This is a genomic window from Streptomyces sp. NPDC005070, from assembly GCF_053600395.1.
Genome location: NZ_JBSFZS010000145.1, coordinates 1 through 16,830, shown reverse-complemented (window position 1 = coordinate 16,830; position 16,830 = coordinate 1). Strand labels below are relative to the sequence as shown.

Genomic DNA, 16,830 nt, shown 5'->3' with positions numbered 1-16,830 from the left:
CCACGCCCGAGACCCCGGAAAGCGGTTCACCCGCCGGACAGGGCCGCCGCGGGCGGGTCCGGCTGCGCCGCGCCGCCGTGATGGCGATACCCGCCACCGCGGTCGCCGCGGGGCTGATGATCGCCACGGCGGAGGGTGCCCTCGGTGTCCAGTTCGCCATCTCCGGCATGCCGTTCACGGTCACCGCGACCGAGCTGAACGGCACCGGCTTCGAGCAGTTCGGCGGCCTCGACAACATGGCGGAGGACAGTCCGAACGCCGGCGACACGGGCGGCCAGGTCCTCATCGTCACCTCGGCGATCAAGAACGCGACCCTCGACCACCTGTGCCAGAGCGTCGACCTCGGGGGCACCAACCTGCTCATCACGGCCGGCAGCGGCTCGGACAAGGTCCAGGCGACCAACCTGACCACCGACTCCACGGAGCTGTCCGGCAACGCCTCCTTCAACAACATCGAGATCGGCAACGACGCCAGCACGCTCGACAAGGCCGGGGTCCAGGGCCCCAAGGGCGTGTTCAGCCAGCAGGCCGACACCGTGCGCATCGCCAATCTGCGCCAGACCAACTACGCGACGACGGCCGCCGTGTTCAAGCTGCCGGGCCTCAAGCTCCGCTTCAGCGACCAAGCCTGCTGATGAGTGCCGCAGCACGGACGAACGACTCCCGGGACCTCAGGGAAGCCTTCCGCCAGTGGCGCGCGCACCGCCCCTTCTGGGGCGGGCTGCTGCTCACCCTGGCGGGGGCGGAGATCCTGCTCACCGAGAAGGCGTCGCTGAAGGTCGTCCTGCACATCGGCATGCAGGGCCTGGCCGGCTATCTGCTGCCCACCGTGATGCTGCTGTGCGGCCTGCTGATCCTCTTCAACCCGGCCCAGCGCCTGTTCTACTCCCTGCTGGGCATCCTGCTGTCGCTCGGCACCTGGGTCACCTCCAACCTCGGCGGCTTCTTCATCGGCCTGCTCCTCGGAGCCGTCGGAAGCTGCCTCACCTTCGGCTGGCTCCCCGACCAGCAGCCGCGCAGACGGCTGCTGCGCCGCGGACACGCCTGAGGCGGGGCCCGCGGCGGGATCCGAACCCTCACTGGCTTGCCCCATGCGTATCAGGTGGACGCAATTGCCTCTACGCGCAGGGAAGTTGGCACCGTACGCATCGGCACCGGGCGTGTCCCGGCGGAGCCGCGTCGTCGCGTAGCGTGACGCGGCGTATGCCGAATCGGTGTTCGACTGCCAGGAGGTTCCTGATGGGAAGTCCACGTCCTTTGGTGATCGACGCGACCGGAGGCGACATCCACGGGGAGGCCGCCCGGATCCGCGAGAGAGGACCCGTGGCCCGGGTGGAGCTTCCCGGGGGCGTCGAGGCCTGGGCGGTGAGCGGTCCCGAGCTGCTGAAGCGGCTGCTCACCGACCCCCGGGTGTCCAAGGACGCGGAACAGCACTGGCCTCTGCTCGCGAACGGCACGATCACGCCCGAGTGGCCGCTGTTCACCTGGGTGGCCGTGCAGAACATGTTCACCGCGTACGGCGGTGAACACCGTCGCCTGCGCACGCTGGTCTCCAAGGCGTTCACCGCCCGCCGGACGGCCGCGCTCCAGCCCCGTATCGAGGAGATCACCCGGCAGCTCCTGGACCGTGTGGCGGAAGCGGGCCGTGGCTCCCGGGCCGTCGATCTGCGCGAGGAGTTCTGCTATCCGCTGCCGATCCAGGTGATCAGCGAACTGTTCGGGCTGCCCGAGGAACGGGGCCCCGAGCTGCGCGAGCTGGTGGACAGCATGTTCGCCACCTCCGCCGATCCGGGCGAAATGACCGCCGCCTACGGCCGGTTGCTGGTCATCCTCGCCGAACTCGTCGCCGTCAAGAGGGAGTCGCCCGGCGACGATCTGACCTCCGGGCTCATCGCGGCCCGCGACGACGAGGAGGGCACCGCGCTCAGCGAACAGGAGCTGCTCGACACCCTGATCCTCATGATCAGCGCCGGTCACGAGACGACGGTCAACCTCATCGACAACGCCGTGCACGCCCTGCTCACCCGGCCCGACCAGCTCGCGCACGTCCGGGCGGGCCGCGCGGACTGGGACGACGTGGTCGAGGAGACCCTGCGGGCGGATGCGCCGGTCGCGAGTCTGCCGCTGCGGTACGCCGTCGAGGACATCGTCCTCTCCGAACTCGGCGGTCCCGACGGGACCGTGATCGCCGAGGGCGAGGCGATCCTCGCGGCCTACGCCGCCGCCGGACGCGATCCCGAGCGCCACGGCAAAGACGCCGACCAGTTCGACGTCACCCGCGCCGACAAGGAGCACCTCGCCTTCGGCCACGGTGTGCACCGCTGCCTGGGGGCGCCGCTGGGCCGCCTGGAGGCCCGGGTCGCGCTTCCGGCCCTGTTCGACCGCTTCCCGGACCTGCGGCTCGCCGTCCCGGAGGAAGAGCTGCGGCCGGTCGACTCCTTCATCTCCAACGGCCACCGCTCACTGCCGGTCCGTCTCGCCTAGTACGCCCCTCCCGTACTCCCCCCGCCACCATGCCGCCGCCCGCGCCCATGTGGTCCGCGGGCGGTCGGCCCGGGGGGACCGGGGCTCGAACGGCGGTGGCGGAGAGGGCTCGGACGGCGACCGCTCCGGGCGGTCGGCGCGTCCGACGGCCGGAGCGGGCGGAGCGGGCGGGAAGCTCACCGGCAGGGCGGCGAGCGCGCGGTGGAACGGGCCGGGCCGCCACCGCAGCTCCTCCACGGGAACCGACAGTTCGATGTCGGGGATCCGGTCCAGGAGTTTCTCGACCGCGACGGACGCGATCAGTCGCGCCGGACCCTGCGCGGGACAGGTGTGCGGTCCGGCACTCCAAGCCAAGTGGGCTCGGTTGCCCATAAATTGATGGTGCGTCAAGGTCGGATCCGTGTTCGCGGCGGCGAGGCTCACCACCAGCGGAACGCCCGCGCGGAGCAGCGTGCCCTCGTACACGACGTCGTGGCGCGGGTAGTGCACGGCGTAGTTCGCGATCGGCGGGTCGGCCCACAGCACCTCGTCGAGGGCGTCCTGCACCGGCAGGGTTCCGTCGGAGAGGTCGCCCGCGAAGCGGTCGTCGGAGAGCAGCAGGCGCAGACCGTTCGCGATCAGGTTCTGCTGGGGTTCGGTGCCGGCGCCCATCAGCACGGCGAGGGTGTGGATCAGTTCCTCGTCGGTCAGCCCGGCCGGGTGCTCCATGAGCCAGGACGTCATGTCGGAGGCCGGGCGGCGCCGCTTCAGCTCGACCAGGTCGACCAGGGTGGCGATGAGCAGGTCGTACGCCTTCCCGGAATCCACCCCGTCGAACATCCCGGACATGCCCTCGACCAGCCGGACGCCGTGCCCGGCGGGGCAGCCGAAGAGGTGGTTGAACACGAGCAGCGGCAGGACCTGGGCGTATTCGCCGAGCAGGTCCGCCGTGCCGAGTGGCGCGAACCGGTCGATGAGGGTGTCGGCGCCGCGTTCGGCACAGCCGCGCAGCGCGCCGGCCTCGACGCGGGCGAGCGTGTCGGCGATGGCGCCCCGCAGCCGGCTGTGCTCCTCGCCGTCGGTGAACAGGGCGCTGGGCCGGTACGTCATCATCGGGAGGACCGGGCTGTCCGCCGGGACGGTGCCGTCGGCGAGGTCCTTCCAGTGGCGGGGGTCCTTGGAGAAGGTCTCCGGGCTGCGCAGGACGTGCAGCGCGGCGTCGTACCCGGTCACCAGGGTGGCCCGGACGCCGGGGGCGAGTTCGACGCGGGCGGTCGGTCCGGACTCCCGCAGCAGCCGGTAGACCGCCGTGGGATCCGCCGCGAACTCCGGTCCGTACAGGGGCTGATGGGCCGGGCAGCCGGGTGGCGGTACGGCGTTCACGCGGTCTCCAGTTCGCCGGTGCGGGCCAGCAGATGGGTGACGAGGGCGATCAGCGTCGCGGTGGCGGAGACCGGGTCGCGGGCGTCGCAGCGCAGCAGCGGGGTGGAGGGCAGCAGGTCGAGTGCATCGCGTACCTCGTCGAGCCCGTACTCGGGTACGCCGTCGAAGTCGTTGAGGGCGACCGCGTACGGGAGGTCCAACTCCTCCAGCAGGCCCATGACGTCGAAGGACCGGTCCAGGTGCCGGGTGTCGGCGAGGACGAGCGCGCCGAGCGCGCCGCGTGTCAGGTCCCGCCAGAGTCCGGTGAAGCGGCGCTGCCCCGGGGCGCCGAACAGGTAGAGGACCAGGGTGTCGTTGAGGGTGACGCGGCCGAAGTCGAGGGCGACGGTGGTGGTGTCCTTGTCCCGCGTTCCGGTCAAGTCGTCGACGGACGAACCCGCTTGGGTCATGACCTCCTCGGTCCGCAGCGGGCGTATCTCGGACAGTGCGCCGACGAACGTGGTCTTGCCGACCGCGAAGTGGCCCACGACCAGCACCTTCACCGCGGTGCGCACGCTCTCGGGCAGATACGAGGGCGGATACGAGGGCCGATACGAGGTGTCAGAGGCGGGAGCGCAGTCCATCGAGCACCTCCTTGAGGACGCGGGTGTCGGACGGAGGTCCGGCGGAGGGGATCGGCGCGCGCGTGACGAGGTGACCGCTGTCCATCAGGTCGGCGACCAGCACTTTGGTGACGCTGACGGGCAGCTCCAGATGGCCGGCCACCTCGGCCAGCGACAGGGCACCGGGACGGCACAGCTCCATCAGCCGCCGCTTCTCGGGGCTCAGACCGGTGAGCGGCGGGCCGGCGGCGGCGATCAGCAGCGTGACGAGGTCGAGGGTGTTGCGCGAGGGCTGCGAACGGCCGTCGGTGACGACGTACGACCGCACCAGCCGCTCCCCGGGACGACGTCCGGGCGGTCTCATGCCGGGCTGCCGGTGTCCCGCCGGGCGGGGCTGGTCAGCTCCTTGCCGAGCCGGTCGACCATCTTGTGCATGCGGTAGGTGACCGCCTCCATGTCGACGTTCTCGGTCGTGGACACCGCCAGGTGGGTGCCCTCGCCCGCCGCGACGAGGAAGACGTACCCGTGCGCGAACTCGATCAGGGTCTGCCGCCAGGGCGTGTCCGGCCGGCCGCAGAACTCGGCGGTGCTGCGGCTGATCGACTGCACGCCGGACAGACCGGCGGCCAGCCGCTCTGCGTCGTCCCGGCCGATGTCCGCGGAGTGGGCGCGGAGCATGCCGTCGGCGGACAGCAGGATCGCGTGCCGGGCTTCCGGCACCTTCAGCACCTCGTCGAGCATCCACCCCAGCTCGTTGGTCATGGGCGCGGTCATCCCTGTGTGCTCCCTTCGCTCGGGTGGGGTGTTCCGTACGACGGCACGGGGGCGCCCGTCTCCCCCGGCACGGAAGGGTCCGGCGACGTGAGCGCGCCGTCGGCCGGCGGGAGAGCGACAGGTGCCTCGGAGGCGTCCGGCGGTCGAGGGGCCGCCGGGGTCACGCTGGTGCCCTGCTCCGCGCGGCCGAAGCGGGTGCCGCGGGCGAACGCCCCCATGCGCCGGGCGTTCTCCTCGGCCGACCGGGCGCCGACGTCCTCGGCGGACACGGCGGGCACAGCGGAGACGGCGGGCTCAGCGGGCACAGCGGCGGACTGTCCCGCGCCGTCCGGCTGTCGCGGGGCCCGGCGCCGCCGCTTCGGCAGGCCACCGGCCGTGGTCGTTCCGACGGGCTCGGCCTCGCGCCGGGTGTGCGGCACCGGCGGCGCGGCCGGGGCCGGGGCCGGATGCGTGAGCAGTTTCGCGGGCAGGAACACCACCGCCCGGACACCGCCGTACGGGGAACGCGTGTCCGCCGAGACGCTGAAGCCGTACCGTGCGGCGAGGACGCCGATGACGGCGAAGCCGAACTGCGGAGGGTCGTCGAGCCGGGTCACGTCCACCAGGTCACGGCCGGTCAGCAGCCCGGCGGCCCGCTCGATCGTTCCGGCGTCCATGCCGACACCGGCGTCGTCGACGACCACGCAGGCCCCGTTGTGCGCCGACTGGACGGTGACCTCGACGGTGGTGTCGGGCTGCGAGTGGCGTGCCGCGTTGTCCAGCAGTTCGGCGAGGGCGAGGACCACCGGTTCGACGGCGCGGCTCTCGACGGCGAGGCCGACCTCTCCGTTGACGCGGACGCGCCGGTAGTCACGGACGCGGGAGGTCGCGCCCCGCACCACCTCGGTCAGCGCGGAGGTACCGCGCCGGCGTCCGGGCCAGGAGCCGCACAGGACGGCGATCGCCTGGGCGCGCCGGCCGAACTGGGCGTTGGTGTGGTCGATCTCGAGAAGGTCGCGCAGGACGTCGGGGTGGTCGTGCCGGTCCTGCATCTCGGCGATGGACACCTGCTGCTCGTTGGCGAGCGCCTGGATCGAGCGCATGGACGCCTTGAGCGCGGACTTCGCGGACCGGTCGGCGCGCGCCTGCGCGTGTCCCACCGCCTCCGAGAAGCGTTCCAGAACGCCGTCGAGGTGCTTCGCGAAGTCCGTCCCGGCCAGACGGGCGTCGAGCAGAGGGGCGGCGGGAGCGGCGGGCCGGTGCGGGGTATCCTCCAGGACGGGCAGGCGGACCTCGGCCAGGTGGCGCAGCTCCTCGTCGCGGGCCCGCAGGTCCTCCGTGAGATCGTCGGTCCGCCGGCGCTGCCGCGCGCTGATCCCGCGCTGGCGCAGCAGCAGCACGGTGACGGCGAGCAGGCCGGCCGCCAGGCACCAGGACGCGGCCTCCGGTATCCGTTCGGTCATGGTCCTCAAGTCCTCTTATGCGGAAACGCATTGCCGGGGCGGGAGCGGGAAAAGTGAGGGACGGTGCGCGAGTTGACGGGGCGGACGACGGTAGCCGCGTGCCGGCGTTCGCGCTTTCCGCGACGCGCAAGGAAGTTGCCGCCATGCGCACCGGCTGTGTGTACTAGGCTGACACCGCGTAACTGCCCTCACCCGTACGGGAGTCGATGGTGGCCTTGCCCACGGGGAACTACCTGGTGGAAGCCCGGTCGACGGGCTCGGTGGAACCGGCGGAGCGGGCCGACTTCTGGAGCGAGCACATCGGGTCGTACCAGTCCCGGATGGGCTATCGGTACAGCCGTACCGGCGACTTCAGCGGTGAGACGGTCCGTCAGCGCTCCGAGGCGTATCAGCTCGTCCGGTTCCGGTCGGACGCGATCGAGTACAGCAGGACCGCGCGGCAGATCCGCGAGGATCCCGACGCGGACTACCGGCTGCTGCTGCCGCTGACCGGGGAGATCGTCCTGCGCCAGGACGGCCACGAGGCACGGCTGACACCGGGGACGGGCACGCTCGTCTCGTTCGGGTCGCCCTTCCAGTGTCTCCAGGACGCCTCCACCCAGGCGTTCGTCCTCACGATCCCGGCCCGTGAGCTGGACGGCCCGCTGAACCGCAAGTCGCCGCTGGCCACCGGCCTCGACCTGAGCAGGGGGCTCGGCCGTGTCGTCCGCTCGATGCTCGACGGTCTGTACGCCGAGCGCGACGACCTCACCGACGCCCAGTTCAACGCCGTGTCCGACCGGGTGGTGGAGCTGCTGTGCATGCTCACCACCGGCGACGACCGCCCGGAGGGCGCCCGTCACCTGTCCGACGTGGAGACGGTGGTCCGCCGCCACGTCCGCGAGAACGCCGCCGACCCCGGCCTCACCGGTACGTCCATGGCCCGCGCCCTCGGCTGGTCGCTGCGCCAGATCCAGCTCGCCCTCCAGTACGCGGGCACCACCCCCCGCGACCTGATCCGCGAGGAGCGGCTGCGGCTGGTCCGCGAACGGCTCCGGTGCGGCGACTGCGAACATCTGACGATCACCGATCTCGCCTACGCCTCGGGGTTCTCGTCGGCGAGCGCGCTGAGCACCGCCTTCCGGCAGCGCTTCGGGGTGAGCCCGCGCGAGATGCGCAACGGTGTCCGCGCGACGTGACGCCCGCGGCCGATCACGTCCTGGGACAATCGGTAGGGGACGGGATTCCGGTCCTGGGCGGGAATCCGGTCCAGGACGGCTGCTGTCCCGGGAGTGGAGATGGATCTGCGGCAGATGGAGGTCGTGGTCGCGGTCGCCGAGGAGGGCGGTTTCACGGCGGCGGCCCAGCGGCTGCGCGTGGTGCAGTCCGCCGTGTCGAGCGCCGTCCTCGCGCTGGAACGGGAGCTGGGCACCCCCCTGTTCGACCGCACCACGCACCGGGTGTCCCTGACCCCGGCGGGCGAGGTCTTCGTCCCGGCGGCGCGCTCCGCGCTGCGGGCGGCCGAGCAGGCTCGGGCGACCGTCGACCTGGTCCGGGGACGGCTCCGGGGGCGGGTCACCATCGCCACGGCACGGGGTGTCTGGGCCGACCTGCACCGGCCGCTGGCCGCTCTGCGCGCCGAGCATCCGGGCGTGGTGGTGCGGTTGCGGCAGGCGTCCCTCCCCGACATCCGGGACGGGCTGCGGGAGGGCAGCGTCGACCTGGCCGTGGTGGCGCTCGACCGGCAGCGGCAGCGCGGTCTGGTGACGCGACTGCTGTCGTACGAGGAGATGGTGCTGGTGTCCGCCCCGGCGCGCGCGCTCACCGCGACCGGCCCCGACGGCACGGTCACCCTCGCCGCGGCGGCCCGGCTTCCGCTGGTGGAGTTCACGCCGGGCTGGGCGATCCGCCTCTGCGTGGACCGGGCCTTCCGTGCCGTCGGCGTGGAACGGGAGCCGGCCTTCGAGGTCGACGACATCGTGGCCGCGGCCGAGCTCGTCCGCGACGACCTGGGCGTCTGTGTCATGCCCGCCTCGATCGCGGGACGGTTCCCGGGCCTCAGCACCCACGCGTTCGCCCGGCACGCGCCGCACTGGAAGATCATGCTGATCCACCCCCGCGGCAAGACCCCTCCCGCGGTCACCGCGCTCCTGCGGCACATGACCTGAGGACGGTCCCCGGTGCGCCGGACCGCCGGCCCGGTCGTCAGGTGGATGCCGCGGGGCGGGAGGCCGGGTGAGGGGGTGGCTGGGGGGTCAGCCGGTCCAGGCCCTTGCGGTCGTAGTAGCGGGTCATCACGAAGCCGAAGACGAGGGCGAGCACGGTACCGACGGCGATCATGAGCCAGGCGCGGCCGAGCCCGGCGTCGGCCCGCGCGTCGAAGAACAGGATGGCGCGCACCCCGTCGCTGAGCTGGCGCATGGGCTCGAAGACGGACAGGAACCGGTAGAAGCCGGGGACCGCCTGGAGCGGGACGGTGGCGCCGGAGGAGGGCAGGCCCAGCACGATGAACACGAACATGGACACGAGCTGGCCGATCCCGCCGAACGCCGCGTTGATGGCCTGGACGCCCAGTCCGACGGCCAGGCTCGCGCAGTAGGAGTAGAGCCACAGCAGCGGCAGATGGGTGGCGTCCATGCCCAGGATCGCGACGGTGGCCAGCATGACCAGGGACACCGTGAGCACGGTGATCCCGGCGGTCATGACCATCTTCAGGAGCAGGGTCTGGGTGCGGCTGATCGGCACGGTGGGGCGGCGGGTGTGCCAGGGGCCGATCTCGGTGTCGGCGTAGCCGAGGGCCGTGTCGACGCCGGTGCCGATGAGGTTGCCGCCGAGGAACCCGGCCAGCACCAGGAGCAGGGTGTAGTAGAACGCGCTCAGCCCGAGACCGCTGTGCGCGCCGATGGGGTGTCCGACCCGGGTGACGATCTGGACGGGGTCGGCGAGCAGCAGCCGCGTCGTGGCGTCCGCCTTCGCGGTCACGGGGGACGCCGTCAGTTGCCTGCCGATGGTCGTGGAGGCCTGCTGGGCCGCCGCCGTGGTGATCCGGGAGGCCAAGGACGAACCGAGGCTGCCCATGCCGGGGTTCGTCAGCACCGTCATGGTGGGCCGGACGGTGGCGTTCGCCGTGGTCAGCGCGGTCAGGGAGTCGGTGAAGTTCCGGGGGACGACGAGGGCCCCGTAGATCTTGCCGGAGGAGAGTTCCTCCTGGGCCTGCGCGGCGGTGAGTCTGCGCCAGCCCGCGGCGCCGGCGGTGTCGCTCGCGGCGACGGCCGCGGTGATCTGGGCGCCCACGTTCTGCCGCTGCCCGGGAGGGGGCTTGCCGGTGTCCTCGTTGACCAGGCCGATCGGCAGGTCGCGCAGATGCCCGCTCGGGTTGACGATGCCGCCCATGTACAGCAGCGACAGCAGCAGCGCGAGCAGACTCGTCAGCACGGTGGGCACCAGCCACAGCTTCGGGTGGCGCAGGAGCGTGGCGGCACGCGCCGGTACGGAGGTGTCCGGGCCGCCGGCGTTGTCACCGGGGCCACCGGGGCGGGCGGCGCCGCCGCCCGAGTCCGTTGTGCCCGGGGGCTCCTCGGGGTGATTGCTGTCGGCGTCCATGGTTCTCCACAGGTTCCGGGGCGGCACGGGAACGGCGTTCGGCGCGCGGCCCTCGGCCGGGGAGTCCAGGACCGCACGTCAAGCCAGGATCGGGTGTGCGCGCGCGTCACGGACGGCGACTCGCCGGGCCCCCGGCGACGGCCCCGGCCGCATACACGACGGCACCGCGCACGACGACGCCCGCGCGCACGGCAACCGGATCACGCCCCGCGTGCCGCCCCCTCGGCCGCCGCCCCGGGCCTGGCTTCGCCTTCCGAGGCCGGATTCTGAGGTCGCACGTTCCCCCCACGGGTCGTACGTTCGTCACCTCGGTCGGTGTCTTCGGCCGTGTCGCTCACACGGTGGTCCCGCTTCCACTCCCGGACACCGTGGCGTCACACCGAACGGGAACGTTTTTCCCCGTCCCCGTTGTATCGCCTCGGATCCGTCCGTCCGTACCCGGGCGTGACGCGGAAGGACGACGTGCGCCGTGTCCCTGCCCCCGCTCGACAGCCTCCCCGCATCCGCCGTGACGGCACCGGCATCCGGCGGCGGGGCATGCACCGGTGACTCCCCCACCACCCGTCCCACGTCTCTGACGGCCCCCGGTCGCCTCACCCGGCTGGCCCTCGCGCTGCTCCCTCTCGTGGTGATCGGGACGTGGGCGGCGATGGACCGGCACACCTGGCACGACGGCGCCGCACGACTGGGTGACGCCGATCCCCGGTGGCTGCTCGCGGGCGTCCTCTTCACCCTGCTGGGCTGGGTGGTCGCCGCGTGCATCCGGCAGGGCGCCCTCCCGGAGAGGCTGCCACCCGGCCTGTTGCTGGCGTCACAATTGGCCGCCGGCGCCGCCAACCTCGTACTGCCGTCGAGCCTCGGAGCCCACGCCGTCACCCTGCGCTTCCTGCTGGGCCGGGGCATCCCCCTGGCTCGCGCCACCGCCTCGCTCGCCCTGTACTCGCTGGTCAAGCCGGTGGCTCGGATCCCGGTGCTGGTCTTGTTCCTGCTGGCACTCGAGGACACCCGCCGGCTCGCAGGACTCGCCCCGGACCGCCGGACACTGCTCCTCGCGGGGGGAAGCGTGGCGCTCGGCCTCACGATCGCCTGTCTGCTCCTGACGGTCGTCCGTCCGCTGCGCCGTTCCGTCGTCGGCCTGGTCCGTACGGCCCTGACCGACGTACGGATCCTGCACACCCGGCCGAGCCGCGTCCTCGCCCTCTGGGGTGGTTCGGCCGCCGCCCCGGTGATCCAGGGCAGCACGATCGCGGCGGTCGGCTTCTCGCTCGGGCTGCCGCTGTCCTGGGCTCAGGTGGTGTTCGCGCTGCTGATCGCCAGTACCGCCGTCGGCGCCGTACCCGCGCCGGGCGGAATCGGCCCGGTGGACGCGGCCATGGTCTTCACGATGGTCTCGCTGGGCGCCCCGGCGGGCCTGTCGACGGCCACCGTCATCGGCTACCGCGTCCTGACGGCCTGGATCCCGCTGCTCCCGGGCACACTCATCCTGTCGGCCCTGGTCCACCGCAAGGTGCTGTGAACGGGGACCGGCGCGGGCCGGGCACGACAGCCCGGCCGGCCGCGCCCGGTCCCCCTCCGACGTCGGCCGGCCGCGCTCGCCCCAAACGGCGCGGGCCGGCCGCGCTCAGCCCTCGTCCGGCGTCATCCGCAGCGAGATGCTGTTGATGCAGTACCGCTGATCCGTCGGCGTCGCATAGCCCTCGCCCTCGAAGACATGGCCGAGGTGCGACCCGCAGCGGGAGCACCGCACCTCCGTCCGCGTCATTCCGTGCGAACGGTCCTGGATCAGCTCGACGGCGTCCGAGTCCTTCGGGTCGTAGAAGGACGGCCAGCCGCAGTGCGACTCGAACTTCTCCGTGGAGGTGAAGAGTTCGGCGCCGCAGGCGCGACAGGAGTAGACGCCCTTCGTCTTGGTGTCGGTGTACTCGCCGGTGAAGGCGGGCTCGGTGCCCGCCTTGCGCAGCACCGTGTACTCGGACGGGGTCAGCTCCGCGCGCCACTGCTCGTCCGGCTTTTCGATGTCGTACGACATGAAGCTCAACCCCTCACGCTCAAGGAGGCCCGCTGAGGGCCACGGTCACTCGGCCAGGCGGGAGAGGATCTCCGGTCCGAGATCCGTCACGTCGCCCGCGCCCATGGTGAGAACGAGATCACCGGGCTTCGACATTCCCGCGACGACGGACGGGACCTCGGCCTTGTCGTGGACCGGCGTCACCTCCGCGCCCGCGGTGCGCGCGGCCTGGATGATCAGCTCGCTGGTGACACCCGGGATCGGGTCCTCGCGGGCCGGGTAGATGTCCAGGACGACCGAGGCGTCCGCCAGCGACAGGGCCTCGCCCATCTCCTTGCCCAGCTCCTGGGTGCGGGAGAAGAGGTGCGGCTGGAAGACCACGAGGATGCGGCCCGAGGTCCCGGCCCGCATGGCCTCCAGGTCGGCGGTCATCTCGGTCGGGTGGTGCGCGTAGGAGTCGATGACCTGGACGCCGGCCACCTCGCCCTTGAGCTGGAGGCGGCGCTTCACGCCGGTGTACGAGGCGAGCGCCGGGGCCAGCTCGGCGGCCGGGACACCCAGGGCGACGCCCGCGGCCAGCGCGGCCACCGCGTTGTGGGCGTAGTGGCGGCCGGGGACGGAGACCGTGAAGGTCAGCTCGGCGCCGTCCAACAGGACCGTCACCTCGCTCTTCAGGCCGTGCGGGACGACGGAGAGCACCCGGACGTCGGCGTCGGCGGAGTCGCCGTACGTCACCACGGTCACGTCACGGCCCGCGACCCGGCGGGTCAGCTCGCGGGCGCCCTCGTGGTCCGCCGAGATCACCAGCGTGCCGCCCTCGGTGACGCGGCCCACGAACGTCTCGAAGGACTCGTAGATCTCCTCCATGGACGCGTAGTTGGCGTGGTGGTCGAGTTCGACGTTGAGGATGATCGCGACCTCGGGCGCGTACTTGTGGAAGCTGCGGTCCGACTCGTCCGCCTCGGCGACGAAGATGTCGCCGTCGCCGTGCAGGGCGTTCGAACCGGGGGCGTCGAGGTCGCCGCCGATGGCGTACGAGGGGGCGAGGCCGAGCGAGGACAGGGACACGGCCAGCATCGAGGTGGTGGTCGTCTTGCCGTGGGTGCCGGCGACCGCGATCGGGCGCAGGCCGTCCATCAGACGGGCGAGGGCGTCCGAGCGGTGGACCACCGGGATGCCGAGCTCGGCGGCGCGGGCGAGCTCCGGGTTGTCCGCGCGGATCGCGGAGGAGACCACGACGCAGGTGGCGTCGGGGGCGAGGTGGTCGGCCGCGTGCCCGATGTGGACCGTGGCGCCCAGCGCGCGCAGCGCCTCGGCGGTGGGGGACTCCTTCGCGTCACTGCCCGCCACGACGGCTCCGCGCTGGGCGAGGATCTTCGCGATGCCCGACATCCCGGCGCCGCCGATGCCGATGAAGTGCGGTCGGTCCATCGCGGTAGGAAGGCCGGGTGCCATGCGTGTTTCTCCCCAAGATCCGGTACGAAGGTGGGCGCGCTCGCCCGAAGGGAACGCGGGCCCAGCCTATTGGGTGCGGCGGACGGCGCCTCACGAGGGACACCGACGGACGCGCGCCCCGGGCACCCGTCGGGGCGCCCGGTTCACGCCTTGCTGTGCGAGAACAGCTTCAGGACCGGCACGCCCACCTTGTGGCGGGCCCGGGAGGCCCAGTCCCGGTGGAAGAACTCCTCCACGTAGTGCGGGTCGGTCAGCACGATGACCTCGTCGGCCTTCACCTCGTCGACCAGGCTCCTGAGCGCGTCGAGGGGGTGGTCCTCGATGAGCTTGCCCTCGGCCGTGCCGCCGGACCCGCGCAGCGCGATGAGCGACACCTCCAGCGCCCGCTCGCCCTGCCCGACGGCCGCGTCGCCCTCCGGCGTCCTGCCCTCGTGGGTCGCATCGTCGATCTCGCCCATGGCGACGTCGTCGATGGCCCGCAGCAGCCGGTCCGCCTGGTCGCCCCGGGGCTGGAGCAGCACGTGGAAGGCGACCGCCTCGTCACCGTGCAAGGTGGTGACGAACTCCACGTCGGCGGACGTCAGGGCCTTCTCGATCATCAATACGCTCGTGAACACGCCAGGCGCCCTTCTCGTCCGTGGGCCGTCCCGGCCCCCTGCGGAAACCATCCTGCCCCGTGACAGCACGGGTACTGCGCGAATCAGTGTGCCCGTCCGAAGAGAAACGGAATCTATTGTTCCGACTGTCGGCCGGATCGACGGTACCGGCTGTACAGGAACCCGGCCTCTTCCAGCAGGGACGCCAGTTCGAAGTGCTGGGGAACCGGCACCGAGGGCCCTCCCGCGATCCGCTGGGCGTCGCCGGCGGCGAGCATCGGGGACAGCGTCAGACACATCTCGTCCAGGACACCGGCCGCGACGAACTGACCCAGCAGCCTGGGCCCGCCCTCGGTCAGCAGCCTGGTGTGCCCGAGGTCGCCCAGGGCGCGTACGGCACGGGCGGGATCGACCCCCATGCCGTCGCCGGCGATCACCACCCGCGCGCCCGCCCGCTCGGCCTCGGCGATCCGCTCCGGCGCCGCCGCGGAACCGGTCAGCACCAGCGTGGGCACCAGGGGCGAGGTGAACAGCGGCAGCGAGAAGTCCAGGCCGAGGCTCGCCGTGACCACCGCGATCGCGGGCGCGGGGCCCTGCCCGGCGGCCTCCCGCAGCGCCGCGAAGGCCTCACGCGCGCGTGCCGGCCGGTAGCCCTCCTGCCGCACCGTCTCGGCGCCGACGACCACGACGTCCGCGAGCCCCCTGAGGACACCGAAGATCCTCATGTCGGTGGCGTTCGAGATGGGCTGCGAACGCCCGTCGTGCTGGGCGGCACCGTCGAGCGTGGACACCATGTTGGCCCGGAGCCAGGGCAGGCGGACGTCGGGGTAGGCGTACGCCTCGGCCAGTTCCCCGAGCTCCCACTCGCGCTCCGCCCCGTCCGTCCCGGAGGCCTCGCCGGAGGGCTGGGCTGCTGTTTCGTAGGTCACAGGGAACAGGCGTCGCATGACGTGCAGTGTGGCACGGCGCATAGAGTGGGGAACCGTGTCGTCCACCTCCACCGCCTCCGCGATCGACCCGATAGCCGAAGCGGCCCCGCTGTCCCTGTGCGCCCGCGAGCCGCACGTCCCCGCCGACCGGCTCGTCGCCGAGATGGTGCCGCCGCCGCGCTTCGACTCGGTCCGCTTCGCCACGTACATCCCGGACCCGAACCAGCCCAGCCAGACCGAGGCCGTGGGGATCCTCGAGGCGTTCGCCGCGGGTCTCGGCGGGGCGCACGCCGTGGGTGCGCCCAAGCGGCGGCTGTTCGGCTTCGGCAAGGGGGCCCCGAAGACGCCGGCCGGCCCCCGCGGCGTGTACCTGGACGGCGGTTACGGCGTCGGCAAGACCCACCTCCTCGCCTCCCTGTGGCACGCGACCCCCGCGGAGCCCTCGCTCAAGGCGTTCGGCACCTTCGTGGAGCTGACGAACCTGGTCGGCGCGCTCGGCTTCCAGAAGACCGTGCAGACCCTCTCCGGGCACCGTCTCCTGTGCATCGACGAGTTCGAACTCGACGACCCGGGCGACACCGTCCTCGTCTCCACCCTGCTCGGCAAGCTGGTCGACGCGGGCGTGGCACTCGCCGCCACCTCGAACACGCTTCCGGGCAAGCTCGGCGAGGGCCGGTTCGCGTCCGCGGACTTCCTGCGGGAGATCCAGGGCCTCTCCTCGCGCTTCCGGTCGCTGCGCATCGACGGCGAGGACTACCGCCACCGCGGTCTGCCCGAGGCGCCCGCCCCGTTCTCCGACGAGCAGGTCACCAAGGCCGCGTACGCCACCGACGGCGCCTCCCTGGACGACTTCCCGCACCTGCTCGGCCACCTCGCCCGGGTCCACCCCAGCCGGTACGGCGCCCTGACCGACGGGCTCAAGGCGGTCTGCCTCACCGACGTCCAGCCCGTCCCGGACCAGTCGACGGCGCTGCGGCTCGTCGTGCTCGCCGACCGGCTGTACGACCGCGAGGTGCCGGTCCTCGCCTCCGGGATGCCCTTCGACCGGCTGTTCAGCGAGGAGATGCTGAACGGCGGCTACCGCAAGAAGTACTTCCGCGCGATCTCCCGGCTGACCGCGCTGGCCCGCGACGCGAAGGGTCTCGTGGAGGGCCGGGGAGCCCAGGGCGTGTCCGACCACTCCCGCTGACCAAATCCCGCTGACCACTCCCGTCTGCCCGGCGACGCCCCGCACGCGCCCGGTACGCCTGGTACCGCGGCACGCCACCGGCCTCGGGAACCCCTCCCCACCGACCGGTAACAACCGCGCGCCCGCGACGTAGAGTGGAATGGACAGACATGTCAGGCGGCTCGGAAGGGGGTCGTCATGGTCGAGGAACTCATCGTGGCGATCACGGCGGCCTGTTCCGCCTCGGTCATCTACGTCGCCGCCGGCGCCCGCGTCGTCAAACAGTACGAACGCGGGGTCGTCTTCCGTCTCGGGCGGCTGGCCGGCGAGGTCCGCTCCCCCGGCTTCACGATGGTCGTGCCGTTCGTGGACCGGCTGCGCAAGGTCAACATGCAGATCGTGACCCTGCCCATCCCGGCCCAGGAGGG

At 72.3% G+C, this 16,830-nt stretch carries 18 protein-coding genes; 8 read left to right on the top strand and 10 right to left on the bottom strand.

All coding sequences use genetic code 11. The features are described 5' to 3' along the window. The 3 genes from ACWEBX_RS32430 to ACWEBX_RS32420 form a co-directional block, all read left to right on the top strand. Window positions 1–635 (top strand): DUF6230 family protein (locus ACWEBX_RS32430; protein WP_451888344.1); only part of this gene is annotated, 635 nt, incomplete at its 5' end. Then, window positions 635–1,048 carry a DUF6114 domain-containing protein gene (locus tag ACWEBX_RS32425; protein WP_451888343.1) on the top strand — a complete coding sequence of 138 codons (414 nt, stop codon included), beginning with the start codon at window positions 635–637 and terminating at the stop codon, window positions 1,046–1,048. The genes ACWEBX_RS32430 and ACWEBX_RS32425, both read left to right, overlap by 1 nt. A 191-nt stretch (window positions 1,049–1,239) precedes the next feature. Next, window positions 1,240–2,484 carry a cytochrome P450 family protein gene (locus ACWEBX_RS32420; protein ID WP_451888342.1) on the top strand — a complete coding sequence of 415 codons (1,245 nt, stop codon included), beginning with the start codon at window positions 1,240–1,242 and terminating at the stop codon, window positions 2,482–2,484. Here ACWEBX_RS32420 and ACWEBX_RS32415 read toward each other — a convergent pair. Genes ACWEBX_RS32415 through ACWEBX_RS32395 form a run of 5 tightly spaced genes read right to left on the bottom strand, consistent with a single transcriptional unit; the run spans window position 2,461 to window position 6,664 of the window. Then, window positions 2,461–3,804: a cytochrome P450 gene (locus ACWEBX_RS32415; protein ID WP_451888346.1), complete on the bottom strand. Its 1,344-nt coding sequence runs from the start codon at window positions 3,802–3,804 to the stop codon at window positions 2,461–2,463. The genes ACWEBX_RS32420 and ACWEBX_RS32415 overlap by 24 nt on opposite strands. A 38-nt stretch (window positions 3,805–3,842) precedes the next feature. Then, the gene (locus ACWEBX_RS32410) at window positions 3,843–4,469 is read right to left on the bottom strand and encodes a GTP-binding protein (RefSeq protein WP_451888341.1); all 627 of its coding nucleotides are present in this window, start codon (window positions 4,467–4,469) and stop codon (window positions 3,843–3,845) included. Beyond that, entirely contained in the window at window positions 4,447–4,812 is a 366-nt protein-coding gene (locus ACWEBX_RS32405) for a DUF742 domain-containing protein (RefSeq protein ID WP_355768307.1), read from the bottom strand. The genes ACWEBX_RS32410 and ACWEBX_RS32405 overlap by 23 nt, the downstream gene beginning before the upstream one ends. Next, on the bottom strand, window positions 4,809–5,222 hold the full coding sequence (locus tag ACWEBX_RS32400) for a roadblock/LC7 domain-containing protein (protein WP_451888340.1): 414 nt from the start codon (window positions 5,220–5,222) through the stop codon (window positions 4,809–4,811). Before ACWEBX_RS32400 ends, ACWEBX_RS32405 begins: the two co-directional genes overlap by 4 nt. Continuing rightward, on the bottom strand, window positions 5,219–6,664 hold the full coding sequence (locus tag ACWEBX_RS32395; protein ID WP_451888339.1) for an ATP-binding protein: 1,446 nt from the start codon (window positions 6,662–6,664) through the stop codon (window positions 5,219–5,221). The genes ACWEBX_RS32400 and ACWEBX_RS32395 overlap by 4 nt, the downstream gene beginning before the upstream one ends. Before the next feature lie 206 nt (window positions 6,665–6,870). Between ACWEBX_RS32395 and ACWEBX_RS32390 the strand changes: the two genes are divergently transcribed. Next, on the top strand, window positions 6,871–7,842 hold the full coding sequence (locus tag ACWEBX_RS32390; RefSeq protein ID WP_451888338.1) for an AraC-like ligand-binding domain-containing protein: 972 nt from the start codon (window positions 6,871–6,873) through the stop codon (window positions 7,840–7,842). A 99-nt stretch (window positions 7,843–7,941) separates the two neighbouring features. Beyond that, window positions 7,942–8,811 (top strand): LysR family transcriptional regulator, encoded by an 870-nt coding sequence (locus ACWEBX_RS32385; RefSeq protein WP_451888337.1) that lies wholly within the window; start codon window positions 7,942–7,944, stop codon window positions 8,809–8,811. 37 nt (window positions 8,812–8,848) lie between these two features. Here the strand turns inward: ACWEBX_RS32385 and ACWEBX_RS32380 are convergent, their stop codons facing one another. Further along, the gene (locus ACWEBX_RS32380) at window positions 8,849–10,246 is read right to left on the bottom strand and encodes a YhgE/Pip domain-containing protein (RefSeq protein ID WP_451888336.1); all 1,398 of its coding nucleotides are present in this window, start codon (window positions 10,244–10,246) and stop codon (window positions 8,849–8,851) included. Window positions 10,247–10,715: 469 nt separating this feature from the next. On the opposite strand from ACWEBX_RS32380, the gene ACWEBX_RS32375 reads away from it, so the two are divergent. Beyond that, window positions 10,716–11,762 carry a lysylphosphatidylglycerol synthase transmembrane domain-containing protein gene (locus tag ACWEBX_RS32375; protein ID WP_451888335.1) on the top strand — a complete coding sequence of 349 codons (1,047 nt, stop codon included), beginning with the start codon at window positions 10,716–10,718 and terminating at the stop codon, window positions 11,760–11,762. A gap of 105 nt (window positions 11,763–11,867) precedes the next feature. On the opposite strand, the gene msrB is transcribed toward ACWEBX_RS32375, so the two are convergent. The 4 genes from msrB to ACWEBX_RS32355 all read right to left on the bottom strand — a co-directional run bounded on the left by msrB (window position 11,868) and on the right by ACWEBX_RS32355 (window position 15,252). Next, a complete protein-coding gene (gene msrB, locus ACWEBX_RS32370) occupies window positions 11,868–12,275 on the bottom strand; it encodes a peptide-methionine (R)-S-oxide reductase MsrB (RefSeq protein WP_451888334.1) in 408 nt (135 codons plus the stop codon). Window positions 12,276–12,320: 45 nt separating this feature from the next. Beyond that, a complete protein-coding gene (murC, locus tag ACWEBX_RS32365) occupies window positions 12,321–13,709 on the bottom strand; it encodes a UDP-N-acetylmuramate--L-alanine ligase (protein WP_451888333.1) in 1,389 nt (462 codons plus the stop codon). A 143-nt stretch (window positions 13,710–13,852) separates the two neighbouring features. Beyond that, entirely contained in the window at window positions 13,853–14,308 is a 456-nt protein-coding gene (locus tag ACWEBX_RS32360) for an indole-3-glycerol phosphate synthase (RefSeq protein WP_451888345.1), read from the bottom strand. 131 nt (window positions 14,309–14,439) lie between these two features. After that, window positions 14,440–15,252, bottom strand: coding sequence for a pyrimidine reductase family protein (locus ACWEBX_RS32355; RefSeq protein ID WP_451888332.1), 813 nt, complete (start codon window positions 15,250–15,252; stop codon window positions 14,440–14,442). On the opposite strand from ACWEBX_RS32355, the gene zapE reads away from it, so the two are divergent. Next, window positions 15,251–16,423 carry a cell division protein ZapE gene (gene zapE / locus ACWEBX_RS32350; RefSeq protein WP_451888331.1) on the top strand — a complete coding sequence of 391 codons (1,173 nt, stop codon included), beginning with the start codon at window positions 15,251–15,253 and terminating at the stop codon, window positions 16,421–16,423. The genes ACWEBX_RS32355 and zapE overlap by 2 nt on opposite strands. 177 nt (window positions 16,424–16,600) lie before the next feature. Beyond that, the coding region (locus ACWEBX_RS32345; RefSeq protein ID WP_451888330.1) for an SPFH domain-containing protein at window positions 16,601–16,830 on the top strand (230 nt) is incomplete at its 3' end.